Genomic DNA, 25,461 nt, shown 5'->3' with positions numbered 1-25,461 from the left:
GGGAAACTTCATTCACTTTTGGAATGACAAATGCCCAGGCTCATCCCTTCGCTCAACGGGCTGGAATCGTTCGAGGCTACGGCGCGCCTCGGCAGCGTCACGCGCGCCGCCGACGAACTCAACTTGACGCAGAGCGCGGTCAGCCGCCACATTATCGTCCTCGAAAAACGCCTCGGCATCGCGCTGTTCGTGCGCCGGGCGAAACGGCTCGAGCTGAGCGAAGCGGGCGCCGCCTATCTGATGGAAGTGCGCAACAGCCTCGCCAGTCTTCAGACCGCGACCGCATCGTTGATCGCGAGCCGCGGGCGAACGGGCAGCCTCAGCATCGCGGCGCTCCCGACCTTTGGCGCGAACTGGCTGGTGCCCCGGCTTCCCCGTTTCCGGGCACAACATCCCGGCATTTCGCTTCAACTGGTCGGGCGGCCCGAGCCGTTCGATTTTGCATTCGATCGTGTCGATTGCGCGATCCATTTCGGAACCGCGGACTGGCCGGGCGCGGTGTCGGAATTCCTGTGCACCGAGACGCTGGCACTGGTCGCCCCGCCGGCCGTCGCCGCGCGCATCGACAGCCCCGAAGCCCTGCTTGGCGAGACCCTTCTCCATGTCTCCTCGCGCCCCTTCGCCTGGCGTGACTGGACCAAATTTGCGGGCTTTTCCGACCTGCCGATCAAGCCGCAGATCACCGTCGACAGCTTTGCGATGGCGCTGGCTGCGGTTCGGTCCGAACTGGCGATCGCGGTGCTTCCGACCTTTTTGGTCGAACCCGACCTTCAGGCCGGCACGCTCGTGCTGCTCATGAATGACGGCGCGCCGAGCAATTCGAACTATTATTTCGTTCGCCCCAAGGATCGGGGCATTCCCTATTCGGTCCGGGAATTCGGCGAATGGCTGCAGCGCGAGGTCAACCGAGGCCCTTAGCCGTCGTAGCCGCGCCGCATGATCGCCGAGGCTCAGCCCCACAGCGCGGATTGCGGCGGGTAGACCATGCCGTCCTCGTACCGCATGCCCGGCGACCGATCCCAGGCGATCAGCAGCGGGCCGTCAAGGTCGATGAAGCGGGCGCGCTGGGCAAGAAGATGCGCCGGCGCCATCGCCAGCGAGGTGCCGGTCATGCAGCCAACCATGATGCCCAGTCCCGCCGCCTCCGCGGCATCGGCCAACGCGAGCGCTTCGGTGAGGCCGCCCGTCTTGTCCAGCTTGATATTGATATAGGCATAGCGGCCGATCACCGCCGGCAGCGACCGGCGGTCGAGGCAGCTTTCGTCGGCGCACAGCGGCACCGGGCTGCCATAGTCGGCCAGCGACGCATCCTGCCCCGGCGGCAGCGGCTGTTCGATCAGCGCCACGCCCAGCCCGGCGAGCGCCGGCGCCATGTGCTGCAGCACCGCCATCGTCCAACCGCCATTGGCATCGACGATCAACTCGACATCGGGTCGCGCGCCGCGCACCGCAGCGACCCGGTCGAGGTCCCGTGCAGTCCCATCGCCGCCCAATTTGATTTTCAGGCGGGTCCATGCCGCCATCCGCCGTGCCTTTTCGGCCATCGCCGCAGGCGCATCGATGCCGAGGGTGAAGACGGTCGGCAGCGCGATCGGTACCGCAACGCCGGCGATCGACGCCGCGGTGCGCCCGCTCTGCTTCGCCTCGAGGTCCCACAAGGCGCAATCGAGCGCGTTGCGGATCGGCCCGGCGGGCAGCAGGGCGGCCAGATCGGTGCGATTCACCCCTTCCGCGACGCGATTGGATAGCGCCCACAACGCCATCATCGCGCGGTCGCGCAATAGGGGGTCACTCTCATGCGGCTCACATTCGCCGCGCCCGACATGGCCGCCGGCTGCGATTTCCGCGACCATCACCTGGCTGTGGTGAAATTCGACCCGCGAGATGCGAAAGGGTTCGCGCAACGGGATATTTTCCGCGAACACGTGAAGCGAAGGGGTTTCCGGGCGCGCGGGCGGGGCGGTCATCGAACATCCTCGGTTGAACATTCGACGATGCCAGAATAGCATCATCTATATTAATATGTATCTTTTATAACATTTGGATGCAAGCCAATAGGCCGCCGGTTTCGTCGAAATGCAGGGATTAAAGCCGGCCGGCCGGCGTTACGGGCCGTTGCCGCGTTGACGCCCGGAGCGGACGAAGCCGGTGAACTCGTCGTAGAGCTTGCCGACCCGTTCGAGCCGTTGCTCGACCTCGCGCCCGCCGCCTTGACCGACGATGTCGTTGACCAGCAAATTGATCAGCGCGACCATCGGCACCGACGATTGCCAGAACAATGCGCCGTCGCTGTCGGCGGTCAGCACATGCGGTGTCAGGCGCGGCGCCCAGTCGCACAATGTATCGGTCAATATGACGAGCGGCAGCCCGGCATCGCGCGCCTTTTCCGCGAGCAGCCGCGACTGGCGCGAATAGCGGCGAATGTCGACGATGATCAGGCACCGGCCCTGGACATCGTCGATCAGCAAATCGGCGAAATGGCCCGAGGCTCCGTCGATCAATTCGACGCCGGGCCGCACATATTGCAGATTATGGGCGAGCAGCGACGCGATCCCCCGCTCGGTCTGAAACCCCACCACCTGGACGCGCGCCGCGCGGGCGATCGCTCCGACGGCGTCCTGCCACACCTTGTTTTGCGATCGTTCGTAGACGGCGACGGTCAGTTCGATTTCGCGCTCCAGCGTCTTGCGCCGGTTGTCGCTGTCGCGAAAGGCGGACAGAAATTCCTGGAAATCGGTGCCCTGCAACCAAGGCAGGTTCGCCGAGGCGCGCAGCTGTTCCTTCAATTCGCGAAAATGCCGGAAACCCAGCATCCGGCAAAAGCGGCCCACGGTCACCGCGCTGACCCCGAGCCGGGCGGCGATCGACGCCGCGGTTTCAAAGGGTATCAGCTCGCGATTGCTCAGAAGAAAGAGCGCAATCTGGCGCTCTGCCGCAGTATAGGTCGCGTTTTCCGCCTCCAATCGCGTGAAAAGATCCGCCATCAAATCCTCGTTTCACCCTGTCGCGCGGTCATGTTATTAAAATTACAATTGGCAAATCAAGCGCCGAGGGACGACGTCTAGGCGACCGGGCACGCCGGTGAAAGGCATATTATATCGGGCGGGATCACTCTCCCGAAAGGCCCCGCCGGGCCGATCGCCGCCGCCGCTATCGCCGGCAACCGGTCAGCGAGGGCAGCCGGGCCGACCCGTCTGCCACGTCAGGCTGACAGGCCGCCCGCCCGCCGCCGGGGGCGCGAGTAGCCGAGGTAGATCATCATCCCCACCGCCATCCACAGCAGCAAGCGGATCCAGGTGTCGCCCGGCAGGCTGACCATCAGATAAAGGCTGCTGGCGATGCCGACGGCCGGCAGCAGCGGCGACAGCGGCGTGCGGAACGGGCGCGGCGCGTCGGGCATCCGGCGGCGCAGCACGAGGACGCTCCAGCACACAAAGGCAAAGGCGAGCAACGATCCGATCGAGACGAGCTCGCCCAATATGTCGATCGGAAACAATCCCGCGATCAACGCGCACGCCGCGCCGACGATCACCGTGCCGACCGCGGGGGTGCGGAACCGCGGCGCGATGCGGGCAAAGATCGGCGGCACCATCCGGTCCTGCGCCATCACATAGAGGATGCGGCTCTGACCATAGAGTCCCATCAGGATCGCCGAGGCAAGCCCGATCACCACGCCGATATTCACGAGCGTGCGCAGCCAGTCGAGATCGCCGCCCGCCGCCGCCAGCGCGACCGAGACCGGGTTCGCCACATTCAATGTCCGATAGTCGGCCATCCCGGTCATCACGACCGCCATGGCGACGTAGAGGACGGTGCACGCAGCCAGCGCGCCGATGATCCCCCAACCGATGTCGCGCTGGGGATTCCGGCTTTCCTGCGCGCTGGTCGATACGCCGTCAAAGCCCAGAAAGGCATAGAAGATCACTGCGGACCCGCGCAGCACGCCGCTCCATCCGAATTCGCCGTAGCTGCCCCTATTTTCGGGAATATAGGGGGTGAAATGCTCGGCGCGGACATAGGCCGCGCCGAACCCGACGACGAGCAGGATGATCCCGACCTTGATGACCACCATCGCGATATTGGCGCGATTGGTTTCCTTGATGCCGACGATCAACAGCATCGTGACCAGACCGACGATCAACGCAGCGGGCAGGTTGAACAAAGCACCGGTCGCGACCGGATGCCCCGCCTTGTCGAAATTGATCGGCGCCGTGGCGATCCAGTCGGGGATTCGCACCCCCATGCTGGCGACCAGATCGGTGAAATAGCTCGACCAGCCCACCGCGACGGTCGAACAGGCGACGAGATATTCGAGCACGAGGCACCAGCCGACAGTCCAGCCGATCAGCGGTCCCGAACTGGCGAGGGCATAGCTGTAGGCGCCGCCCGATTTGGGCAGCAGCCCCGCGAGTTCGCCGTAACAATAGGCGGTGCACAGACAGACCGCGGCAGCCAGGATGAACGACAGCGATATCGCCGGGCCGGCATATTGCGCCGCCGCGGTGCCGGTGATCACGAAGATGCCCGAACCGATCGTCGAGCCGACCCCCGCCGCGATCAGGTGCCAGAGCCCCAGATGCGGGCGAAGGGTCGGTTCGGCGTCGTCGATGGCTGCGACCTGGGTCATGGTGGCGGTTCCTGGATGGTCGAAGGGCGCGCGCCGACGCGTCGGGAAAGGAAATCCGGCGGGGTCGGGACGACCGCCCCGCTCCGCAGATGGAGCGGAGCGGGTGGGCGGGATCAGAATTCGGTTCCGACCTTCAGGCCGAAAAATTGCGGTTTGGTCGGATAGCTGCGGCGGTAAGGTCCGCAGAATGTGATCGCGCAATAGGTGTTGCGGCTCAGCTCCCCGCGCCGGTCGAACAGATTCTCGATAAAGGCCTCGACCTTCCAGTTGCCGACGTGGGTGCCGGCCGAAAGATCGAAGGTGACGAACCCCTTCGTCGGCCCGATCGCCGCAAAATCGGCGTCGGTCAGAAAAGATCGCGTGCCACCCTGAAAGAACATCGATGCCTGGACGAACATCTTGTTCTCGGCTGCCGCCGGAAACTCGTAGCGCGCGGTCAGCGTCCCCTTCACCTTGGGCTGGACCGGCAGCCGGGTTCCCTTGGGCGCCGCCGGCGCGACCCCCGGGCGGCAGACGATGTTCAGCGTGGCCGGGTCGATCTCGCAGAAATCGGTTCCCAACCGGGCATCGGTATAGGCCATCGACGCGATCAGGCTGAGTCCGTCGACGCGGTAGGACACATCGCTCTCGATGCCATAGATGTTCGCATCGCCGGCGTTGTAGATGTTGGTGACGCCGTTGTTGTTCAGCGGCACCAGCCCGAACTGCATATTCTTCCATTTTTGATAGAAAGCGGCGCCGTTGAAGGTGAACCGTCCCGCGCCCAGCTTCCAGCCGATCTCGTGATTATAGAGCTTGTCCGCCTTGAACGGATCAACGTCGGCCCGGCGGTTGTTGCCGCCCGGCCGAAAGCCGCTGGACAGCGTCGCATAGAGCATCAGATCGGGCGTCGCGTTCCAGCTGAGGTTGAGCTTGTACGTGTAGCTGTCCTGCTTGGTATGCTTGTCGATATTGATGCAGACCTTGTCGGGCGTCGGCGACGGTCGCACACAGCTGTCGATCGAACTGCCGGTGGCGATACCCGAAAAGCCGACGATCGAATTCCTGGCCCGGAACCCGCGGACGCCCGCCGAGAGGGTGAGGTTGGGCAGGATGTCATATTCGCCCTGCGCGAAGAGCGCATAATCCTTGTCGACGCGGAAAACGCGGGTCATGAAAATCGTGTCGGGATCGCCGGTGCTGGCGGGAAACGGCGTCGCCCAGATCGGCGGCGGGATGCTTCCGATGCCGGTGATGTCATAAGTGGTCCGCGCGGTGTCGCTCTGGCGCTGATAGAACATTCCCGCGGTCAGCCTGAAGCGGTTTTCGGACGGCGATGAAATACGCAGTTCGTGCGTCTGCTTGGTATAATGATCGCTTCCGTAAAACCGCTGCTGCGGGTCGAGGAAGCCGCCGTTTCCGTCGGGGTAATAATTGGCATAATAGCCATAGCTGTCATAGGCGACGGTGTAATAGGAATAATCGAACGTGCTATCGACCTTGCGCTCGAAATATCCGCCCGAATAGACCAGGTCCCAATTCCCGACCTTTCCTTCGACCGTAAGCGCGGCCTGATACCAGCGATCGAGGTTGCGCGACGGGAAATAGTCGGTGACGTTCAGATCGCCCTTGCGCGGATCGAACAGAAAGCCGCCGTGCGAGAGCTGGCGCTGATAGATGAATTGCGGCGTGACCGTCCAATCCTCGTCGAGGTCGACCCCCAGCGCGATCCGCCCGCCATAGGTTTCGACGTCGTTATAGTCGTTCTTGACCAGCGCATGATTATCGACGGTGAGGTTCGTATCGGGGTCGGCATCGTCGAGCGTGAAGGTGCGGGTGCCCGGAATATTGTCGATATAGCCGCCGTCCTTCTGATAGAATCCGACGACCCGCAGAGCCGCGGCCGGCGACAGCGGCAGGTTGAGATATCCCTCCAGCGAACCGCCGAAATCGCCCTTTCCGAACTTGTTGACCTGGGCATCGATCGCGCCCGAAAAGCCCGAGGTGTCGGGCTTGTTCGTGATGATACGCAGCGTGCCCGACAGCGAGCTGGCGCCGAACAGCGTGCCCTGCGGTCCGGACAGCGCCTCGACGCGCGCGACGTCGTAAACATGAAAATCGACCGAGCCATAGATGGTCGTGACGGGAATCTCGTCGATATAGACGCTGCTGGTCGGCAGCGACCCCGTTTGCAGCCCGTCGCTGCCGCTGGTGACGCCGCGAAACACGATCTGGGTCTGGCTTGGCCCATAGGATTGGGAGCTGACGCTGGGGAGCAGCTTCTGATAGTCGTCAAAGCTCGACACCTGGGCATTTTCCAGGCGGCTCTCACCCAGCGCCTGAATGCTGATCGGGACGTCCTGCAGATTCTGCTCGCGCTTCTGAGCGGTGACGACGATTTCGCCATCGGTGGTCGCGCCATCGGCGGCGCTCGCGTCCTGCGCCAAGGCCGCTCCCGATGTGCACAGAATCGTTGTCGCGAGCATCGCCGCGACCGATCGGGACATGAATTGCGTCGTTTCTTTCATAACACCCTCCCAGTGTTCGGATTATTTGATCTTTATTTTTTCTGTCGATCAAAATACGGATATTTCCTGCTCATATTCTCGAAGAACGGGGGCAAGTTGGTCGATTAAGGGGCCAAGATATTCGGAATAGGGGCGCCATTGCCCGACGCCGTCGCGATTGATCGGACGCCGGACCTGTTCGGAACTCGCGGTCTGCACCGCGCGACCGTTGGTATGAAAATCGCGGCAGCCGGCCTCGAAATCGACGCCGACGAACGCCAGCAACGCGCGCACTTCCTCGTCGAAGGCGCCGATTAGCCGTTCGTGGATCAGGCGGTGGACGGTTCCGGGCCGAACGCAGTCGAAATGGTCCATCAACGCGACATAATCGCGATAATATCGGCCAATGTCGTCGAGCGCGTAGGAAAAGGCCTGGCCGCGGGCGAAATGCTGCCGGAAATTGGAAAAGCAGCAGTCGAGCGGATGCCGGCGGGCATCGATGACCCGCGCGTTCGGCAGGATCATCCGGATGAAGCCGACATGCATCCAGTTGTTCGGCAGCTTGTCGATGAAGAAGGGCTTGCCGCTCTTGCGGTGAACGCGAGCCCGCGCGAGATAGTCCTCGCCGATCGCGCGCACCGCGTCGGGCGGAATTTGGGCGAGGCCGCCGAAATCCGCCTTGGCCTTCGCCTCCAGCATCGGCAAATCGGGCAGCTCGGTCGTCCCCTCGATCTGCGAGTGGCTCGCCAATATCTGTTCGATCAGCGTCGATCCGGCGCGCGGCATTCCGACGATGAAGATCGGATCGCGCGCCGGACATCCCTTGCCCGCGAACCGGTCGAGGAAGTCGGCGCTGAACACCGATTTCGCGCGCTCCACCAGCGTGTGCGTGTCGTCGGCGTCGTAATCGATCGACTGCCGGCGCTGCCGGTTGCCCCGCGCATAATGGTCGAAGGCGATTGCCGGGCGCTGCTCGTCGCCATGCGCCTTGCCCAGCGCGAAATGCAGGTGGAACCGGTCCTCGTCGCGCAGCCCGGGGCCGGCGAGCGCTTCCTCCATCGCCGCGATATCGGCGGCGGAAAAGCGAACGGTCTTGAGGTTCGCGAGGCTCCACCATGCTTCGCCAAGGCCGGGTTGGAGCGACAGCGCGCGGCGGTAGGCGGCCACCGAATCCTCCCGGCGACCGACGGTTTTCAGCATATGGGCATAGGACATCCACAGCTTGGGATGGTCGCCCGATCGCGCGAGTATCTGCTCATAAAGCGACAGCGCCTCGTCATATTCGCCGATACGGCCCAGCGCCGCGGCCCGCAAATTGGCGTTGGTCATGTCATCGGGATCGAGCCGGGCAATCGTGTCGAGCAGCGCGATCGCCTCCGCGGGGCGCGCCGTTTTGTGGAGCACCATCGCCAGGTTCGACCGCGCCGCGACGAAATCCGGCGCGAGGGCGAGACCCCGTTTCAACAGATTTTCCGCATCGCGATAACGACCGAGCCGCCCCGCCAGCTCGGCAAGCATCCGCATCGCGGCGACGTCGGTGGCATCCGATTTCAGCCGGTCCTTCAATATGCGTTCGGCCACCGACAATTCGTTTTGCGCCAGCGCCGCCGCGGCGGTCATCAGCTCCGGGTCATGGATCGAGGCCGACACTGCCGCCAGCGACGCCTCCCGTGCTTCCGCCTCGCGGCCCAACGACCGCAGCGCCTCGGCCACCAGCCGATGCGCCTCGGCGCACACCGGCGATCGCGCGGCGATCGCGCGTGCACTGGCGAGCGCCGCTTGCGCGTCCGTCCTCAACAGCGCACGCGCCCCGGCGACGGCCCGCCGGTCGGGATCCGGCCTGCCGGGCGCCGGGAACGGCGGAGCCGCCGATCGCTCGGTCCGGCAGGCCATGGCCGCGGTCATGCCGGAAAGGTCCGGGCCAGATGATCGACGATCGCACCTGCTCCCCAACGCAGCGGATCGCAGGCGGGAAGACCCATCTCGTCCTCGGCGCGCTTCAGCGCATCGCGCGCGGCGCCTTCGTCGAGGAGCGAGGTATTCAGGCTGACCCCGACACCGCGGACCGCCGGGTTGGTCAGGCGGGCAGCGGCGAGATGGACGTCAAGCGCCGCGCGTAGCGACGGGCAGGCAAAATCGCCCTCATAGCCCTGCAATTCGGTGCGCCCCGCCTCGTGGCAGATCACCATCGCGTCGGGCTGGCTGCCGTGGACGAGCCCCAGCGTCACCCCGGCGTAGGCCGGGTGCAGCAGCGCGCCCTGCCCTTCGATCAGATGCCAGTGATTCCGATCGGCCGGCGGCGACAGCCATTCGGCCGCCCCCGAAATGAAGTCGGCCACCACCGAATCGATCGCGATACCGCGCCCGGTGATCATGATCCCGGTCTGACCGGTCGGGCAAAAGGTCGCCGCCATGCCGCGCGCCCGCATCTCGCGCTCGAGGCTGAGCGCGGTATATTTCTTGCCCACGGCGCAGTCGGTGCCCACGGTGAGCAGCCGCAGGCCGGATCGTTTCTTTCCCGTTCCCGGTCGGAACACACGCTTCGGCTGGCGCAGGTCGTGCAGCGACCGGCCGGCCTCGCTCGCCGCTGCGGCAATTTCGGTATGGTCGGCGAGCCGCTCGTGCAACCCCGCCGCAATATCGAGTCCGGCACCAAGAGCAGCGATCAGATGCGGCACCCAGCTGTCGGCGATGAACCCGCCATCATTGGCAATTCCGATCACCAGCGTGCGCACGCCCGCCGCGCGCGCGGCCGCGAAATCCATATCGGGCAGGCCCAGATCGACCTGACAGCCGGCCAGCCGATATTGCCCCGCGCAATCCTCCGGCCGCCATTGGGCCAGCCCCGATGCGGTCTTGGCCCAGCCGATGTCGGGCGCATCGCCCAGAAACAGGAGTAGGGGTGCGATCATTCCGTCCTCGATCATTGTCATTTGCGCATCGGTTCGGGCTGGCGGCGCAATATCTGGCCCGGCCTTGCCCCGGTGGGCGCGCCGTCGTTCATCACCAGCACGCCATTCACCCACACCGACCGGATACCCCGCGGCCGCGCCGCGGGGTGTTCAAAGCTCGATCCGTCGGCAATCGTCGCGGGGTCGAACAGCACCAGATCGGCCGCCATGCCCGGCGCGATCTGTCCGCGATCGGTGAAGCCCATATGGCTGGCCGCCAGTCCGGTCATCTTGTGGACCGCCTGTTCCAGCGTCAGCAGTTTTTTGTCGCGCACCAGCCAGGCGAAAATGCGCGGGAACGACCCCGCGCCGCGCGGATGATGATCGTCGAGCTGGCCGTCGGAGCAGATATTGGTGTTGGCCCAGCCGATCAGCGCCGCGACATCGTCCTCCGACATCGAATGGCCCATCACGCCGCTGCCTTCGCCCTTCGCAGCCGCCTCGCGATTGAGCGCCAGAAACGCTTCGGCTGGGGATATGCCGCGCAGCTTCGCGACGTCGGCGACCGATTTGCCGACCAGCGACGGATCGGGCGGGAAATCCGACAGCACCAGCCCCTCCGGGCGGGCGAGATGATCGAGCGCGAACTGCGCCGCCTTCAGATCGGAAAAATCGCGCGCGGCCAGCAGCACGTCGAGCCCCGATTGCCACCACGCATAGGGGTAGGCATCGGCGGTGACGTCGATCCCTTCGGCCCGGGCGGCGTCGAGCCGCCGCAGCACCGCCGCCGCATCGCCCCACCGATCGACCAGCGCGATCTTGAGATGCGAGATTTGGACCGGCATTCCCGTCGCGCGGCCGATCGCGAGAAGCTCGCCGATCGCGTCGTCCAGCCCGATGTCCTCGCTACGCATATGGCTGATGTAGCGGCCATTATGGGCGGCCGCGACGCGGGCGAGTTCCATCACCTCCTCGCGCGTCGAATAGATGGCGGGCTCATATTCAAGGCCGGTCGACAGGCCGATCGCGCCGGCATCCATCTCCTTGGCCACCAGTTGTTTCATCCGCTCGATTTCATCGGGTCGCGCCGGCCGCTTTGCATCCTTGCCCATCACCGCTTCGCGCACGCTGCCGTGGCCGACATAGGACGCGATGTTCACCGCCGCCGGCTCGGCCGTGAACGCGGCGAACTGATCGGCGAGCGGCATCGCGCTGAATCCGTCCTGTCCGACGACGATCGTCGTCACGCCCTGCGCCGTCAGCGGTGCGGCGTCGCGCTGTGCGGCCAGCCCCTCGTCATGGTGGCTGTGGGTGTCGATGAAGCCGGGGGCCAGCGTCAGCCCGCCGGCATCGACTTTCCGGTCGCCGCGCGCCGCCCGGCACTTGCCGACACAGCGGATGCGCCCATCGACGATCCGCACCGTCCCGCGCCGCGCCGCCGCACCAGTACCATCGACGATCGATGCGTTGGCGATCACCAGGCCGGCGTCGGCTGGCGCGCTCGGAGCGAATGCCGACGCGCACGAGGCGCTGGCGACAGCGACGAAAGGCAGAACACCCCGGTGCAGCATTTTTCGCATAAATACTCGACCCCAATGACGTATAACAAACTTTTAATCAGATATGTCATTTTTCTAACTCAAACGGGCGCGCCTTGCAAGCGGCGTTTGCGCGGGCTGAATCATGTCTGAGGATGCGCCGTGGCTCGTCGAGTTCAAGGAAGAGCCTGCCCCGACGTGATCCGGGGGCGGCATGAACACCAAGCTGCATGCCGTGACCGATGCGAATGGTCGTCCGATCAGCTTCTTCATGACCGCCGGGCAGGTCAGCGACTACACGGGCGCGGCCGCTTTGCTCGACAGTCTGCCCAAAGGGCAATGGATGCTGGCCGACCGGGGCTATGACGCCGACTGGTTCCGCGACGCCTTGCAGGAAAAGGGCGTCACGCCCTGCATCCGGGGCCGGAAACTGCGGAACAAGGCCGTCAAATACGACAAGCGTCGCTACAAACGCCGCAATCGCATCGAGATCATGTTCGGGCGTCTCAAGGACTGGAGACGTGTAGCAACCCGCTACGATCGGTGCCCAAAGTGTTGATTCCCACTGAGAGTTGACCCGCGATTTTCATCGAGATTTGACCCGGGTTAGTTTATGTTCCGCGATGCGGGGATTTCGTCAAGCTGGTACTTCTTCCTTTCGTGTCTTTGGGGCTGCGGAGCTGGCTCTGAACCGGAAGCTGTCATTGCCGGTTTCCAGGATGTGGCAATGATGGGTTAGCCGATCCAGGAGAGCCTTGGTCATCTTGGCATCGCCGAACACATCCGCCCATTCGCTGAAGCTGAGGCTGGTGGTAGTGATTGTGGATCGGCACCAGAGCGGGGGCCCGTCGCTTTGGGGCATAACTGTCTGAAATAAATGGCGAAGAATTTGCATTGCCGGGGTCCCGATCGGCGCCGATCGGGACCCCATTGTTTTCTCATTTCCGATTTACTTTCAGGGCCTTGGAAAAAATCTGATGGGTTTCCGCTCACCAGCCGCTCTACACTCATGGTAAAGCCTTTCATCATTAGCGGACCATTCGGTCCAATACTGACAAAAAAATTATGTTTTATTTATCAATAGATTAACTGGTGGGTCGGGAGCGCGATCGCTAACGCGTCTTGAAGATTTTTCTGACCGCGGTCAGGGAAGAACTCTCTTCTCCTTCGCTGCAAAGCTGACGCTTGCGGCAGTGTCGAGAATGGAGGCGTGCTCCAGAGACCTCAGGATTTCCTGATCAATCGCCAGAAAGCGACGAAGACCGTCATCATTTTCGAACCAGAGCTCGTCGACGCCAACGAAATCGCGGGCAAGTGGAAACGGGTTGCTCGCACGCGGCGTCGACCAGTTCTGGATATATTTGACCGGTAGTGCCGACAGGTCGCGATCCGACACGATCGCCTCACCATAGAGTCGCTGCCATTGGGCGACGAACTCGGCGTCGCTCGTGCCGTCGACGGCCGCGAGAAAACGGATCAGTTTTGCGCCGCCACCGAGAGGCTTGTCGATTAACACCGTCTCGCTCGTGAAAGCCGCAACCATGCGATCGGGGTTTGCAAACCGCGGTTCGTCGGGCCGGACCTGTTCCAAGTAACGTGGTTCGGCATAGGCTGCGATGAAGATTTCAGGGCTGTCGAACCAGAGTTCCGCCGCGCCATCGATGGCGAACTCTCCAGGAGCGATCCCGGCCTCGAAAACAAAATTCTGCACATAGCCTCGTACGTGCCTGCAGAATTCCGGAACACTTGCAACGAGCGGGCCATGAACAGCCGAGAGATATTCATGGGTCTCATCCCGCGTCAAACCGGGATGGCGCTCGAATGCGATGATGAATTTGAACATGCCGAACTCCGCGCTTGCGCCGGGTAAAATATCGGGAATTACCAGGCTGTTGTTCCGCCGTCGACGCGAAGGTCAGCACCGGTAATGAAGCTGCTTTCCTCGGACGCCAGGAATAGCGCGGAAAGCGCGATCTCTTCGGGTCGCCCAGGTCGCTTGAGCATGATCTGATCGGTCATGACCGAAGCAAATTGATCGTCGCCCAGGATGTCTTTCGTCTGATGGGTCAAGATAAGCCCCGGCGATATGGTGTTTGCGCGAATTCCGTGCGGCGCACCCTCCATCGCGAGTTGCCGCGTCATCGAGAGGATGGCGCCCTTGGCGGCCATGTGCGCAAGCCCGGGGAGCGGCCGATAGGCCTGGTGCGCCGAAATCGACGCCGTGTTGACGATGGTTCCGCCCGTCGCCACCAGCGCGGGCCAGGCGGCGCGCGTAAGATAATATACGAGATTGATTTCCTGATCGATCGTGCGATGCCAGTCCTCGAGAGGCATTTCGTTCACCCAGCCGAAATAGGCCATCGCCGCGTTGTTGAAGAGGACGTCGATGCGACCATAGGTCGAAAGTGCCAAGGCCACGAGCGCTTCGCATTCTTCCATCTTGGTCAGATCGCATGGGTGCATGGAAACCATCTGACCGCCGGCTTCGCGGACGGAGACGACGGTCTCCTCGGCCCGATCTGCTACGACGTCGCAGCCCACGATCAGGGCACCTTCCCCAGCAAAGGCCAGCGCAGAGGCCCGCCCCATGCTGCCGCCCGTCCCGGTGATGACGCAGACCTTGTTGTCGAGCCGGCCCATTATGCGATTTCCTCAGCAGCGCGGGCGGCGTATTCCTCGGTTGGGGGAATGAAGAGCGTGTGATTGTCGACGAAGATCCGGACTTCCTTGATCTGTCCGCCTTCGAGAAAGATGATGTCGCATCCCGGAAATTCGAATTTCCGACCGTGACGATCGGTGTAGTGAACGCGTGTCTCAGCAGTCACACAATCGCCTGCCGCCCACATACCGACGATGTCATGATACATGGCGGTCAGGATTCCGGTGACCAGTCGATATTGCTCACGAACGGCTTCGCGGCCGTTCGCGACCGGGAAATTGCCGAAACGCCAGACAATGTCCTCGGGGAGGCCACCGAGAAAACGCTCTTCGTCGAGCGAATCGGCGGCGGCGAAAAAGCCTCTAATAAGATTCTCGGTCATCCTGCTCTCCATTCCCTGCCGAATTTACGCCGCCCAAAGGGGCACGCGGTCGCTCAGCAACGCTTATCGTTGCAGAAACATTTATATAGTAGTTTTTTTCCTGTCAATCACGATGCGGGAAAATCGCCCCCCTCACTTAGTCCTTGCAAATAGATCGCGCGCCTTTTCCGGGCTTTACCGGTGCGCGCCGCTGAATTCGGGTACCGAATGACCCGACGACAAAATCGCGCTATTCTCGCGCATCGGCCCGCACCCGCGGCGAGTCCCTCGATCCGGGCGGGGCCATTATCTTGACCGGGCCGTCGATTCGATTTACAACTATATAAAAGTATTTTGAAGGAGACTAATTATGGCAGGTCATGGTGGCCCCGGGCCCTATTTATGGTCGCGCGACGGCTTTCTTGGCGCGAATGCGGTTGCCCTGCGCGAGAATTATCTGCCAGATTATCTTTCGGTCGAAGGCCCCCATGCGCCGCACCGCGTCAACCTTTTCGATCTGCCGACCGCCGACAGTATGGATGCCGAGGCGCTGCCGACACCGGTGATGACTTCGCGCGAAGGCGTGGAACTCGCGGTCTCCAGGCGCCGCGCCCCCACCCCTTATACCGTGCGCAACGCCGAAGCCGACGAGTTGCACTTCATCCAGTCGGGGCGCGCGCGCATCCGCACGGACTTTGGCGACATCGAGGCGGGCCCACTGGATTTCGTTTTCCTGCCGCGCGCCGTCTCCTATCGTGTCGAACCGCTGGACAGCGAACTGGCCGTGCTCATCCTCTCGAGCCCGTTGCCACTGTACTTCGATGTGCCGGCCCCTTTCGGGATGATCCATTTCGGCCGCAGCGTCCGGCGTGCGGCGATTACGGCAGGCCTCGCGGCCGAGAAACCGCATCGTTTGTGGATCAAAAGCTTCGACGGCATCACACGCTTCGAAATGGCGCATGATCCGCTGCCGGCGGTCAAGCAGGTCGAGGGCCAGTCACCCGTCTGGGCGCTCAATCTCAAGGAAATTCATCCGCTCGCTTATATCACTGGTCCCGGAGGCCCTCCCGGACAGTTTCTTTCCACGGCCGATACAAGCGTCATGTGCTATACGTTGAGCGCGCGACCCGGCAGCCGACCTCCCGTTCATCACAACGCCGATTATGACGAGCTCATCCTTTACTGCGAGGGCCCCGGCGCGTGGGGCGGCGTGACCGAACCGGGCACACTTACCTGGGTCCCGAAGGCTGTTACCCATCATGGTCCCGAGGAAAATGTCCCGGAAGGCTATCAGGCTTGGCTTCTTGAGGTGCGGCCGACGATGCGCCTCACGAAAGAGGCCTTGGAATATGCGGCTCACATTGAAACCGGCTTTTACGGCCTGAAAACATAAGCCGATGCGCTTTCGGCGCAACGGGCGCGGGCTTTGTCCGCGCCCAATCAGGGTTCGCCGCGCCCCGGCGATCGACAGGAGACTGCCCATGCCTTTCACCCTCCCGCCGCTTCCCTATGCGACCGATGCCTTCGGCGCCGTCATCTCGGCTGAAACCTTCGCCTACCATCATGGCAAGCATCACAACGCTTATGTGACAAAGCCCAACGAACTGGTCGCTGCCGATCCTTCGCTTCAGGGTAAGTCGCTCGTCGAGCTTATCCACCTCGCGGCGGCCGAAAGCCGCAAACCGCTCTTCAATCAGGTCGGACAGATATGGAATCATGGCTTCTACTGGCTTGGGCTCAGCCCGGTGGCCAGTGCACCGACGGGCGAGCTCCTGGTGCTGATCGAGCGCGATTTTGGATCGACCGCCGACCTGGTCGCCGCGCTCAAGTCCGAGGCGGCAGGCCATTTTGGTAGCGGCTGGGCCGCGCTCAATCTCTGCGACGGCCGCCTGCAGATCGCATCCTATCATGATGCCGACACGCCCATAGCGCATGGCGCCGTACCGCTGCTAATCATCGATGTCTGGGAACATGCCTATTATATCGACTATCGCAACGCACGCCCCTCTTATCTCGACGCGATCCTGGAGACTGCCGTCAATTGGGATTTCGTCGCGGCCAATCTCGACGGCCAGGGCGCAAGCCGCGCCGATCAACCCGGCTGAACCGGAGTCTTCCGCTTTCCTTCTTCGGATGCGACTTCTGGGAGCGAACGCACGAAAGCGATAAATTCCTCCGTCACTGCAGAGGTAAAATCGCGCCGCCAGCCGATTCCGAAGGTTACCGACGCGAGCTGCGCTGGCAGCCCCTTGGTTTCGAGCGGGCGGAACGATACGCCGCGCATGCGAAGCCGCTCGGCCGAAGCCGGTACGATTGCGACACCCTCGCCGCAGGCGACGATGCCGACGACGGCTTCGGTCGATGGCGCTTGGTGGACGATCTGGGGCTCGAAACGTGCGAAGCGGCAAAGTGCGTGCAGATCGGCCTGGAAGTTGAAGCCGCGCCGCGCCTCATAAGTGACGAAGGGCGAACCCACGAGGCGGCGCACCGGGACTGGTCCGGACGCACCAAGCAAAGGATGCTCTGATGGCAGCGCCACCGACAGCGGTTCCTGATAGACCGCCGCGGTTTCGACCATCTCGTCGAGCACAGGCAAACGGATGAGGCCGACGTCGATCCGGGACTCGCGAAGTGCCTCGATCTGTTCCAGAACGGACATCGCGCGGAACGACAGGTCGACATCGGGCGCGAGTTGTTTGAACCCGCGGATCAGCGACGGCCAGAATGAGTAGACCGTCGATCCGCCGAAGCCTAGCGTCAGCGTGCCGCGAAGGCCCCGCGCGACCTTGCGAGTCCGTTGGTCCGCCTCATCGAGCAACGTAGCAATGCGCGCGGCATCCCTGGCGAGACTCGCGCCCGCCGCGGTGAGGCGGACATTGTGCGTGTCTCGGATGAAGAGTGCGACACCCAACTGCTCCTCGAGTTGCCGGATGGCTCGACTTAGCGGGGGCTGCGACACATTGCACCGGGCAGCGGCGCGCGTGAAGTTCAGTTCCTCGGCGAGCACGGAGAAATAGCGAAGCTGGCGGAAATCCATATTATACCCATGAGGTATTACCAACCCTAAAACAATATATTTCCGTGACCGCCTCGTGTCGGGCATGGCTTGTGCGACTTCAGCAGGAGGAACCATGGCCGACCGTATTCAGAGACTGAGTTTCGAGGAACTCGCTCCCAAGGCGCAGGCTGTTCTCGATGCCCGGGTCAAGCGGCTCGGCTATCTCGGCGAGTTCTTTCGCTGCGCGGGGCATCAGCCAACCGTGCTCGTACCCTTCATGGAAATGACCGAAGCGCTGAAAAAGGCCCTGCCGGACCGTCTGACCGAGACGGGCGCGCTGACGATCGCGTCGCTGATGAGCAACGACTATGAAAGGCACCAGCATGAGCGTCTCTCGGTGCGGCTTGGCTTCGGCCATGACTGGGTGGCGGCAATCGAGCGCCTCGAACCGGATGGCAACGACGCGCTTTCTCCAGACGAGCGCGCCGTTCAGCGTTTCGTGATGATCGCCATCGAGCGCAAGGCGATCGGTGTCGGCGCAGAACTCGACGCTCTCATCGACGCGATCGGATCCGACCAGGCGATTGCAATCCTCTTTCTGATCGGGCGCTACATCACCCATGCGCTGATCGTGAACGCTCTCGAACTTGCACCTCCCGTCCCCTCCATTTTCTCGAAGGAAAGCGACCTGTGAGCGATATCGTCTGGATTACCGAGCAGGACGTCGTCTCGCTCCTCTCCCTTCCCGAAGCGATCGAAGCCCTCCGGGTCGGCCTCCGCGAGGAGGCCGCGGGCCGTGCCGAGAATATGGTCAAGACACATGTCATATGGGGTGACTATGCAACGATGCACGCGATCGGCGCGGTATTCGAGGGAAAGGGAGTCGCTGGCACCAAGACCTGGGCCCATACCCCGGGCGGCGCCATGCCCCTGCTCGTCATCATCGACAGCAACGACGGCTCGGTGCTCGCAATCATCGAGGCCTTCGCGCTTGGCCAGATGCGCACGGGCGGCATCAGCGGTCTGGCGACCTCGCTGATGGCGAAGGCGGACGCGCGGCGCATGGCAATGATTGGTGCGGGCAAGCAAAGTATGACGCAGATCGCGGCGGTGGCCGCGGTGCGCCCGCTAGATCGTATCGCGATCTGGAGCCCGACGGCGGCGAAGCGCGAACAGCTTGCGGCCAAAACCGAGGATGCCCTCGGGATCGAAGCAATCGCCGCGGCTACGCTTGAGGAAGCGCTCGACGGCGCCGAAGTGGTGACCCTGGCAACGCGGGCTACCACGCCTTTTCTGAAGTCGTCGATGCTGCCGCGCGGCGTGCATCTCAATGCGGTGGGGGCGATCACCCCCGAGCGCGCGGAATTCGAGTATGACTTGCTCGATCGCGCCGCCGTGATCGCCGCCGACAGCGTTCCTCAGGCCCGCAAACTCTCGCGCGAGTTTAACGAAGCCTTCGGCGCCGACGAGGACGGTTGGAAACATGTGCGCCCGCTCAGCGAACTCGTTGCCGAGGAGGCGACACGTTCGGCGGATGCAGACCTTTCGGTATTCAAGGCGATGGGTATGGGAATTTCCGACCTGTCGTTGGGCTTTACCATCTTGAAGCTCGCACAAGCTGCGGGCCTCGGCCGAGTAATCCCCAGCCCCGTCCGTATTTCTCCCCGTCTCACCAAATCATCCAATGAAGGAAGCTGACATGACCAATCCGATTTTTGTCGACGGCAGCGGCGAGTTGCCGGACCGCGAAACCCCTTGGGAACCGATCGTGATCACCAAGGAAGAAATCGACATCGAGATCGAGCGGCTTGCGGCAATGCCGCGCCCCGCCAATGGGCGTCGGCGCTCCTTCTTCGTCCACCCGCTCAACAAGAAATCGCGCGGGCTCGCACCCGGCATTGAAGTCGCACTCGACGTGCTGCTGCCCGGCGAGGAAACCTCGACTTTCCGCCAGAATTCCACGCAGGTGAATTTCGTTATTCGCGGATCGGGCGAAACCGAAATCAGCGGCGACCGACGCCCGACCGCGCTGCACGATGTCTGGAACACTCCGTCGATGCGCATTTACCGCCACCGAAACACGGGCGACAATGTCTATGTTCGCCTCACCTATTCGAACGGCGCGCTTCTCGACATGATGAACATCCATGTCATCGAGGAAACCCCCCAGCCTGCGCTTCGCGCCGTCGAGGAAGCCAGTGAGCATGGCGAAGCGGACGAAAGCAAGACCAACCCGTTCGGCACGTTCGCCCTCAACGATGAAGGCGCCTGGATGATGCCCTATGAGCGACTCATCAACCCGCCTTCGGTCCAGAGCCCGGCACTTTACTGGCCTTGGGAACAGGTCAAAGAGCATCTCGACAAACTCGAAGCGCTGGGCAAAGACTATGTGGGTCGTCGTCTTTATCTTCTGTATAATCCGATGACTGGCCGCACCAACGGCACGACGCCAAACTTCTTCGCAACGATGACGCTGCGTCCGCCCAAGATCGTCGATCGCCCGCACCGTCACTCCTCGGCGGCCGTGAACTATTATTTTTCGGGTTCGGGCCGCTCGACGGTCGAGGGCAAGATCTATGAATGGAAATCTGGCGACCTCATGCTGTCGGCGCCCGGCTGGGCCGTCCACAATCATGCTTCGTTCGACGAGCCGGTCTATGAACTCACGATCCAGGACCAGCCGCTCAATATCGCGATGGAATCGCTGCTTTGGCAGGAAAGCCTGAAAGAACCGCCGGCGCTGCTTGGCACCGAAGAAGGTTTCGCGACCAACCGCTCCGCGGCCGCTTCCTGACCGCCATGGCGCTTGCCGGCAGCACCGACAGCCTTCCGCACGGCCTCACCCTTTCGGGCGAGGCCGTGCGGAAGGCAGCGCTCGCCCTTGAGGAGGCCGAGCGCTGCCAGATTCAGATTCCGCTGCTGAGCGAGGATCACCGGGGCATGACGCTCGACGATGCCTATGCGGTCCAGGCCGAATGGGTCCGGCTTAAACGGGCGTCGGGCGACGGCATTGTCGGCTGGAAAATTGGTCTCACATCGAAAGCGATGCAGGCTGCGCTTTCAATCGACATTCCCGACTCGGGGGTCTTGCTTGAGAGCATGGTCTTTGCGAACGGCGCAAAAATCCCGCCGCGGCGGTTCATCCAGCCGCGCGTCGAGGCAGAGATCGCCTTTGTCATGAAGGCTCCGCTCGTCGGGACGAATGTCACGCCTGCCGAAGTCCTCGCCGCAACCGATTATGTCGTCCCGGCCCTCGAGATCCTCGACACGCGCATTACCCGGAAAGATCCCCGCAGCGGCGAGAGCCGCAAAGTGTTCGATACCGTCGCCGACAATGCGGCCAACGGCGGCATTGTCCTGGGCGAACCAGTGCGCGATTTCCATGGTCGCGACCTGCGCTGGGTCGGCGCGATCGTGTCGAAGAATGGTGAGGTCGAAGAGACCGGACTTGGTGCCGGCGTTCTCGACAACCCGCTCCTCTCCATCGCCTGGCTCGCCGCCCGGCTTGCGACCTATGGCGGCACGATCGAGACCGGCCAGATCGTCCTCTCGGGTTCCTTCATTCGGCCGGTGGAAGCCCCGCCTGGAAGTCGCATCGTGGCAGACTATGGTGACTTCGGGCGGGTGGAGTGCGAGTTCACCAGCTGACAATCGCCACGCAATATTTTCCGCATCGACAGGAGCTCCGGGCGTGAACGCATTCAAACAGGCCATTGCGGCGAATCAGCCGCAGATCGGCTTCTGGCAGGCTCTCGCCTCGCCTTATACCGCCGAGATTTGCGCTGGCGCAGGCTTCGACTGGCTGCTGATCGACGCCGAACATGCACCGAATGACATTCCTCTCATTCTGGCCCAGCTCCAGGCCATTGCGGCCTACCCAGTCGAGGCCGTGGTGCGCCCCCCGATCGGCGATGCCGTCATGATTAAGCAGCTCCTCGATCTCGGTGCGCGCACCCTTCTTATTCCCATGGTGGAAAGCGGTACCCAAGCGGCCGAGATGGTCCGCGCCACGCGCTATCCGCCCGCCGGTATCAGGGGCGTTGGCTCGGCGATCGGACGGGCAAGCCGCTGGAATCGCTCACCGGATTATTTGCAGAATGCAGTCGACGAGATCTGCCTGCTGCTACAGGTCGAGTCGCGCGCAGGCCTGCAGGCCCTCGATGCTATCGCATACACACCGGGTGTCGACGGTGTGTTTCTGGGACCGTCCGATCTTGCGGCGGCGCTTGGGCATTTGGGCAACCCGGGTCACACCGAAGTGCAGGATGCCATTGAGGCCGGGATCGCGACCATTACCGCGGCGGGCAAGGCAGCTGGAATTCTGATCGCCGACGAAGCGCTCGCAAGACGCTATCTCGAACTGGGCGCGGCCTTCGTCGCGGTCGGAACTGACGTCACCATCCTCGCGCGCGGCGCCGAAAGCCTCGCGCGATCCTTCAAGAACCCGACGGTGCCCGAGACACCGCGTGAGAAAGGCGTTTACTGAGTGCTAAAGTTCAAGTCGCCCGCGCGCGAAGTGCAATGCGCGGTCTCGATCAGTCCCGCCACAGGCGACAAGATTGCCAGCTATCCGTTTCATGGTCCGGAGAAATGCGAAGAGATTCTTGCGCAGGCCGCCGAGGGGCAATTGGCCTGGGCGGCTCTGCAAATTGCCGAGCGCGCGCAATATATCGCACGCGTTGGCGTTATCCTCCGCAAGGATGCCTGCTCTCTTGGCCAGCTGATCAGCCTTGAAATGGGAAAACCGGTCGTTGCCGCGCGTGGAGAAATCGAGAAATGCGCGGCGCTATGCGAGTGGTATGCCGCCCATGCCGAGATATTGCTCGCAGACGAAATCGCCGATGTCGGAGGGGATGGAGAGGCCGTCATCGCCTACCGCCCGCTCGGCGTCGTGCTCGGCGTAATGCCGTGGAATTTTCCCTTCTGGCAGGTCCTGCGGGCCGCCATACCCATTATGGTCGCGGGCAATGGCTTCATCCTTAAACATGCCGACAATGTTCAGGGCTGCGCCGCCGCGCTTGAACGGGCGATAGCCGAGGCGAACCTCCCCACAGGCTTATTCTCGGTGGTCAATGTGACGCGCGACGCAATCCCGGCGATGCTCGCCGATCGGCGGATCGCCGCGGTGACCGCGACCGCCGGTGTCGGCGCGGGATCGGCGATCGCGGCAGAGGCGGGCCGTAATCTCAAAAAGTCCGTACTCGAGCTGGGCGGATCGGACCCCTTCATCATCCTTGCCGATGCCGATCTCGACCGCGCCGTCCAAGCTGCGGTCCAGGGGCGTTTCCAGAATTGCGGGCAAGTTTGCATTGCGGCCAAGCGGCTGATCGTCGAGCGGCCGATAGCGGATGCTTTCGTTGCCCGGTTCGTTGCGGCGACAAAGCGACTTCAGCTCGGCGATCCACTCGATGAGGATACCGAAGTCGGCCCAATGGCCCGCGTCCGCTTGCGCACCGAGTTGCACGATCAGATCGAGCGGAGTGTGGGCCTCGGCGCGACACTGCTTCTCGGCGGGCGAATACCCGACGGCCCCGGGGCTTATTATCCCCCGACGATCCTCGCGAATGTCACCCCCGACATGCCGGTGTTTCGGGAGGAAACCTTCGGTCCGGTCGCCGCCATCAGCATTGCGGAAAATGCCGAGCATGCGATCGCGCTTGCCAATGACAGCGACTTTGGCCTGTCGGGCGCACTCTGGTGCGGGGATGCCGAGCGAGCCTTGCGGCTTGCCCGCCAGATCGAGACCGGCGGTATATTCGTCAACGGGGTTGCGGCGTCGGATCCCCGGGTGCCGATCGGAGGGGTGAAGCAAAGCGGCTACGGACGCGAGTTGTCGCATTTCGGCCTTCGCGAATTCACCAATGCTCAGCTCGTCTGGGCTCGCGACTGATCGTTCCGGACCGCCCGGGCAATCAGTTTGCAGGCGGCTCGAACAACGCGTGGTTGTCGACAAATACGCGAACGTCACGGAAGCGCTCGCCGTCGACCTGCATGATATTGCACGGGGGAAAAACGAAATGGCGGCCATGGTGATCGTAATAATTGGCTATGGTCTCGACGGTGACACAGTCGCCGTCGCGCCAGATGCCGACGATGTCATGGCGCACTGCCTTTACGACGCTGGAGATCGTTCGATACTGGTCGAGACGATATCGAGCCCCTGAACAGGCGGGCTATTGCCATAGCGCCAGACGATATCGTCGGTGAAAAAGGCCGCGAAGCGTTCGGCTTCCATCGCGTCCGCTGCGGCAAAAAAGCGCCGAACAAATTCCTCCGACATCCGAAAACCTCTCTATCGGGCGCTTGCGCTACATTTTTCTATGAAATCTTGTAAGCGCCGCCGTCAACGACGATCGCTTGCCCGGTAATGAAACCGCTGTCCTCGCTGGTCAGGAAGGCAACCGGCCCCACCATATCGCCCGGCAAAGCCACGCGCCGGATCGCCTGCGTCTGGGCGAACTGTTCGAACATTTCGTCCGACACGTGGGAAAGGCCCTGGGTTTTCGTTGCCGCGGGGAGGATGGCATTTACCGTGATCCCGGCGTCGCCGACCTCGTTGGCCAGCCCGCGCACAAACCCCAAGATCGCCATTTTGCTCGCCATATGGTGGCTCACCCCAGGCGCCCATAGCGCCTTCGATGCGCGGCGCGAGGCGGGCGAAGCGATTGCCGAAATGGGCCTCGGGCATATCCATATCCTGCAGGGCGGCTTCATCGATTTCATGAGACCTGGCTCGCCGCTCGTCGACTATGACAAAGGCACCGCCGCTTTCTGGGGTACGGGAGACGAGGCATTTGAGGTCACGACGATCGAAGACACCGCGCGAATGACGGCGCGCGTGGCGCTCGACCGGGACGTCAAAAGTGGGAAATTTGCCTTTGCCGGCGATCGTATCTCACTCAATCGAAGCTTGGATATCGCCGAGAATTTATGCGGCCGTCCCTTCTCACGGCAAAGCTTGGGCAGCGAGGCGGACCTGTGTGCCGCAATGGATTCGTCCGATCCCCAAACGCGCCTTTTCTACGCGTATCAGCTCTATATGATGAACGGCCAGACCGCGCTCGATAAGCTGCAGAACGACCGCTACCCGGACATCGAGCTGACCCGCTTCGAAGACTTCGTGCAAGCATTGCTGGGCTGACCGCAGCGCGCGGCCCTGGACGCCGGCGTCCCTGTTCGCCTAGCTGCCATCTTCGGCCCCGCCATTTTTGAGGCTTTCCTCGAGATTGTTCGCCATGCGCGAGAGAACCGAGAGGCAGATCTCGATATCGCGCTTTGAAATTCCTGCGGTTGCGACATCGTTGAGTTCGGTCGCATATGGTGTGACCGTCGATGCGAGCGAGCGCCCCTTGTTGGTGAGCGAAATGAAGACCTGACGCCGATCGACGGTATCTTTCGACCGCGCGACCAGTCCTTCCTTGGTCATGCCCTTGAGCAAAGCGACGGTCGTGGTTTCTGTCGCCTTAGTGGCTTCGCTCAGATATTTGGGCGTCACATTCTCGCGAAGCCCGAGCGCCCGCAGATAGTACCAGTAGCCATTTTTAACACCGTGTCGCGCAAGCCGGGTTTCGAGCAGGCGCGAAAAAGCGAGATGCGCGCGCCTGATCTGAAACGCGATGCTTCGCTCGGGAGCAAGTTGGGCGACGCCGGCGGAACGCTGTGTTCCGGCGCTGGAATTGGGGACGTTCTCCGTCTCGTCCACTGCCCGCGTCGCCGATGCTTGTTTCGTCATATTCGCAAAGCTCGCCTTGTTAGCCAGAAGATCGTGGATTGCGCCATCGCCGGATAGCAAAAGGCCGCGCGTCCCCTGCCATCTCCCGCCTGAAAGGCCGCCGACTCGTTGAAATGGCCGTCGCCGACAATTTCTCCGGTCGCGCTGCAATGACGAGATTGTTTCGCCG

General features: G+C 62.7%; 25 protein-coding genes and 2 pseudogenes. 11 read left to right on the top strand and 16 right to left on the bottom strand.

Translation table 11 applies throughout. The features are described 5' to 3' along the window. The first annotated feature begins 30 nt into the window (after window positions 1–30). Window positions 31–918: a LysR substrate-binding domain-containing protein gene (locus tag CVO77_RS13140; protein WP_105999420.1), complete on the top strand. Its 888-nt coding sequence runs from the start codon at window positions 31–33 to the stop codon at window positions 916–918. A 32-nt stretch (window positions 919–950) separates the two neighbouring features. Here the strand turns inward: CVO77_RS13140 and dgcA are convergent, their stop codons facing one another. The 7 genes from dgcA to CVO77_RS13105 form a co-directional block, all read right to left on the bottom strand. Further along, window positions 951–1,967: an N-acetyl-D-Glu racemase DgcA gene (dgcA, locus tag CVO77_RS13135; RefSeq protein WP_105999419.1), complete on the bottom strand. Its 1,017-nt coding sequence runs from the start codon at window positions 1,965–1,967 to the stop codon at window positions 951–953. Between the two features lie 138 nt (window positions 1,968–2,105). After that, window positions 2,106–2,984, bottom strand: a complete 879-nt coding sequence (locus tag CVO77_RS13130; protein WP_105999418.1) for a MurR/RpiR family transcriptional regulator — start codon at window positions 2,982–2,984, stop codon at window positions 2,106–2,108. A gap of 218 nt (window positions 2,985–3,202) precedes the next feature. Further along, window positions 3,203–4,627 carry an amino acid permease gene (locus CVO77_RS13125; RefSeq protein ID WP_105999417.1) on the bottom strand — a complete coding sequence of 475 codons (1,425 nt, stop codon included), beginning with the start codon at window positions 4,625–4,627 and terminating at the stop codon, window positions 3,203–3,205. Between the two features lie 113 nt (window positions 4,628–4,740). Next, on the bottom strand, window positions 4,741–7,134 hold the full coding sequence (locus CVO77_RS13120) for a TonB-dependent receptor (protein WP_242445938.1): 2,394 nt from the start codon (window positions 7,132–7,134) through the stop codon (window positions 4,741–4,743). Window positions 7,135–7,182: 48 nt separating this feature from the next. Then, the gene (locus tag CVO77_RS13115) at window positions 7,183–9,018 is read right to left on the bottom strand and encodes a tetratricopeptide repeat-containing sulfotransferase family protein (protein ID WP_242445937.1); all 1,836 of its coding nucleotides are present in this window, start codon (window positions 9,016–9,018) and stop codon (window positions 7,183–7,185) included. Further along, a complete protein-coding gene (locus CVO77_RS13110; protein WP_105999416.1) occupies window positions 9,015–10,046 on the bottom strand; it encodes an N-acetyltransferase DgcN family protein in 1,032 nt (343 codons plus the stop codon). The genes CVO77_RS13115 and CVO77_RS13110 overlap by 4 nt, the downstream gene beginning before the upstream one ends. Beyond that, on the bottom strand, window positions 10,043–11,482 hold the full coding sequence (locus tag CVO77_RS13105; protein WP_197709634.1) for an N-acyl-D-amino-acid deacylase family protein: 1,440 nt from the start codon (window positions 11,480–11,482) through the stop codon (window positions 10,043–10,045). Before CVO77_RS13105 ends, CVO77_RS13110 begins: the two co-directional genes overlap by 4 nt. A 268-nt stretch (window positions 11,483–11,750) precedes the next feature. Between CVO77_RS13105 and CVO77_RS13100 the strand changes: the two are divergent. Beyond that, window positions 11,751–12,101 (top strand): annotated as a pseudogene (locus CVO77_RS13100) (IS5 family transposase); the annotation flags it as partial. Window positions 12,102–12,179: 78 nt separating this feature from the next. Here CVO77_RS13100 and CVO77_RS13095 read toward each other — a convergent pair. The 4 genes and pseudogenes from CVO77_RS13095 to CVO77_RS13080 all read right to left on the bottom strand — a co-directional run. Then, window positions 12,180–12,368: pseudogene (locus CVO77_RS13095) on the bottom strand (ATP-binding protein); the annotation flags it as partial. 318 nt (window positions 12,369–12,686) lie between these two features. Continuing rightward, window positions 12,687–13,385, bottom strand: coding sequence for an EthD domain-containing protein (locus CVO77_RS13090; protein ID WP_105999414.1), 699 nt, complete (start codon window positions 13,383–13,385; stop codon window positions 12,687–12,689). A gap of 38 nt (window positions 13,386–13,423) precedes the next feature. After that, window positions 13,424–14,182, bottom strand: a complete 759-nt coding sequence (locus tag CVO77_RS13085) for an SDR family NAD(P)-dependent oxidoreductase (protein WP_105999413.1) — start codon at window positions 14,180–14,182, stop codon at window positions 13,424–13,426. Next, entirely contained in the window at window positions 14,182–14,583 is a 402-nt protein-coding gene (locus CVO77_RS13080) for a nuclear transport factor 2 family protein (protein WP_158258068.1), read from the bottom strand. Before CVO77_RS13080 ends, CVO77_RS13085 begins: the two co-directional genes overlap by 1 nt. A gap of 349 nt (window positions 14,584–14,932) precedes the next feature. Here CVO77_RS13080 and CVO77_RS13075 point away from each other — a divergent pair, with 349 nt between their 5' ends. Beyond that, window positions 14,933–15,955, top strand: a complete 1,023-nt coding sequence (locus CVO77_RS13075) for a homogentisate 1,2-dioxygenase (RefSeq protein WP_105999411.1) — start codon at window positions 14,933–14,935, stop codon at window positions 15,953–15,955. Between the two features lie 88 nt (window positions 15,956–16,043). Then, window positions 16,044–16,667 (top strand): superoxide dismutase, encoded by a 624-nt coding sequence (locus CVO77_RS13070; RefSeq protein ID WP_105999410.1) that lies wholly within the window; start codon window positions 16,044–16,046, stop codon window positions 16,665–16,667. Here the strand turns inward: CVO77_RS13070 and CVO77_RS13065 are convergent. Further along, on the bottom strand, window positions 16,655–17,599 hold the full coding sequence (locus tag CVO77_RS13065) for a LysR substrate-binding domain-containing protein (RefSeq protein WP_275541971.1): 945 nt from the start codon (window positions 17,597–17,599) through the stop codon (window positions 16,655–16,657). The two genes, CVO77_RS13070 and CVO77_RS13065, sit on opposite strands and share 13 nt — an antisense overlap. A gap of 64 nt (window positions 17,600–17,663) precedes the next feature. Here CVO77_RS13065 and CVO77_RS13060 point away from each other — a divergent pair, with 64 nt between their 5' ends. From CVO77_RS13060 to CVO77_RS13035, 6 genes are read left to right on the top strand one after another with little or no spacing between them, the layout of a single operon-like run. Continuing rightward, on the top strand, window positions 17,664–18,254 hold the full coding sequence (locus CVO77_RS13060) for a hypothetical protein (protein WP_242446191.1): 591 nt from the start codon (window positions 17,664–17,666) through the stop codon (window positions 18,252–18,254). Further along, window positions 18,251–19,258, top strand: coding sequence for an ornithine cyclodeaminase family protein (locus CVO77_RS13055; RefSeq protein WP_105999407.1), 1,008 nt, complete (start codon window positions 18,251–18,253; stop codon window positions 19,256–19,258). The genes CVO77_RS13060 and CVO77_RS13055 overlap by 4 nt, the downstream gene beginning before the upstream one ends. Window position 19,259: 1 nt before the next feature. Further along, the gene (locus tag CVO77_RS13050) at window positions 19,260–20,354 is read left to right on the top strand and encodes a cupin domain-containing protein (RefSeq protein ID WP_105999406.1); all 1,095 of its coding nucleotides are present in this window, start codon (window positions 19,260–19,262) and stop codon (window positions 20,352–20,354) included. 5 nt (window positions 20,355–20,359) lie between these two features. Continuing rightward, the gene (gene hpaH / locus CVO77_RS13045) at window positions 20,360–21,208 is read left to right on the top strand and encodes a 2-oxo-hept-4-ene-1,7-dioate hydratase (protein WP_105999405.1); all 849 of its coding nucleotides are present in this window, start codon (window positions 20,360–20,362) and stop codon (window positions 21,206–21,208) included. Window positions 21,209–21,251: 43 nt separating this feature from the next. Next, window positions 21,252–22,046: a 4-hydroxy-2-oxoheptanedioate aldolase gene (gene hpaI / locus CVO77_RS13040; RefSeq protein ID WP_197709633.1), complete on the top strand. Its 795-nt coding sequence runs from the start codon at window positions 21,252–21,254 to the stop codon at window positions 22,044–22,046. Next, on the top strand, window positions 22,047–23,450 hold the full coding sequence (locus CVO77_RS13035) for an NAD-dependent succinate-semialdehyde dehydrogenase (protein ID WP_198771997.1): 1,404 nt from the start codon (window positions 22,047–22,049) through the stop codon (window positions 23,448–23,450). A gap of 22 nt (window positions 23,451–23,472) precedes the next feature. On the opposite strand, the gene CVO77_RS13030 is transcribed toward CVO77_RS13035, so the two are convergent. Genes CVO77_RS13030 through CVO77_RS13020 form a run of 3 tightly spaced genes read right to left on the bottom strand, consistent with a single transcriptional unit; the run spans window position 23,473 to window position 24,151 of the window. Next, window positions 23,473–23,667 (bottom strand): hypothetical protein, encoded by a 195-nt coding sequence (locus CVO77_RS13030; RefSeq protein WP_105999403.1) that lies wholly within the window; start codon window positions 23,665–23,667, stop codon window positions 23,473–23,475. A 5-nt stretch (window positions 23,668–23,672) separates the two neighbouring features. Further along, window positions 23,673–23,840, bottom strand: coding sequence for a nuclear transport factor 2 family protein (locus CVO77_RS13025; RefSeq protein WP_105999402.1), 168 nt, complete (start codon window positions 23,838–23,840; stop codon window positions 23,673–23,675). 38 nt (window positions 23,841–23,878) lie between these two features. Continuing rightward, window positions 23,879–24,151 carry an SDR family NAD(P)-dependent oxidoreductase gene (locus CVO77_RS13020; RefSeq protein ID WP_197709632.1) on the bottom strand — a complete coding sequence of 91 codons (273 nt, stop codon included), beginning with the start codon at window positions 24,149–24,151 and terminating at the stop codon, window positions 23,879–23,881. 1 nt (window position 24,152) lies between these two features. On the opposite strand from CVO77_RS13020, the gene CVO77_RS13015 reads away from it, so the two are divergent. Then, entirely contained in the window at window positions 24,153–24,701 is a 549-nt protein-coding gene (locus CVO77_RS13015) for a Rossmann-fold NAD(P)-binding domain-containing protein (RefSeq protein ID WP_197709631.1), read from the top strand. 39 nt (window positions 24,702–24,740) lie between these two features. On the opposite strand, the gene CVO77_RS13010 is transcribed toward CVO77_RS13015, so the two are convergent. After that, entirely contained in the window at window positions 24,741–25,442 is a 702-nt protein-coding gene (locus CVO77_RS13010) for a MarR family winged helix-turn-helix transcriptional regulator (protein ID WP_242445936.1), read from the bottom strand. Between the last annotated feature and the right edge of the window lie 19 nt (window positions 25,443–25,461).

Origin of the sequence: Sphingopyxis lindanitolerans (assembly GCF_002993885.1) — a bacterium.
Lineage (GTDB): Bacteria > Pseudomonadota > Alphaproteobacteria > Sphingomonadales > Sphingomonadaceae > Sphingopyxis > Sphingopyxis lindanitolerans.
The sequence above is the reverse complement of the archived record's forward strand: the minus strand, read 5'-3'. Positions and strand labels throughout refer to the sequence as shown.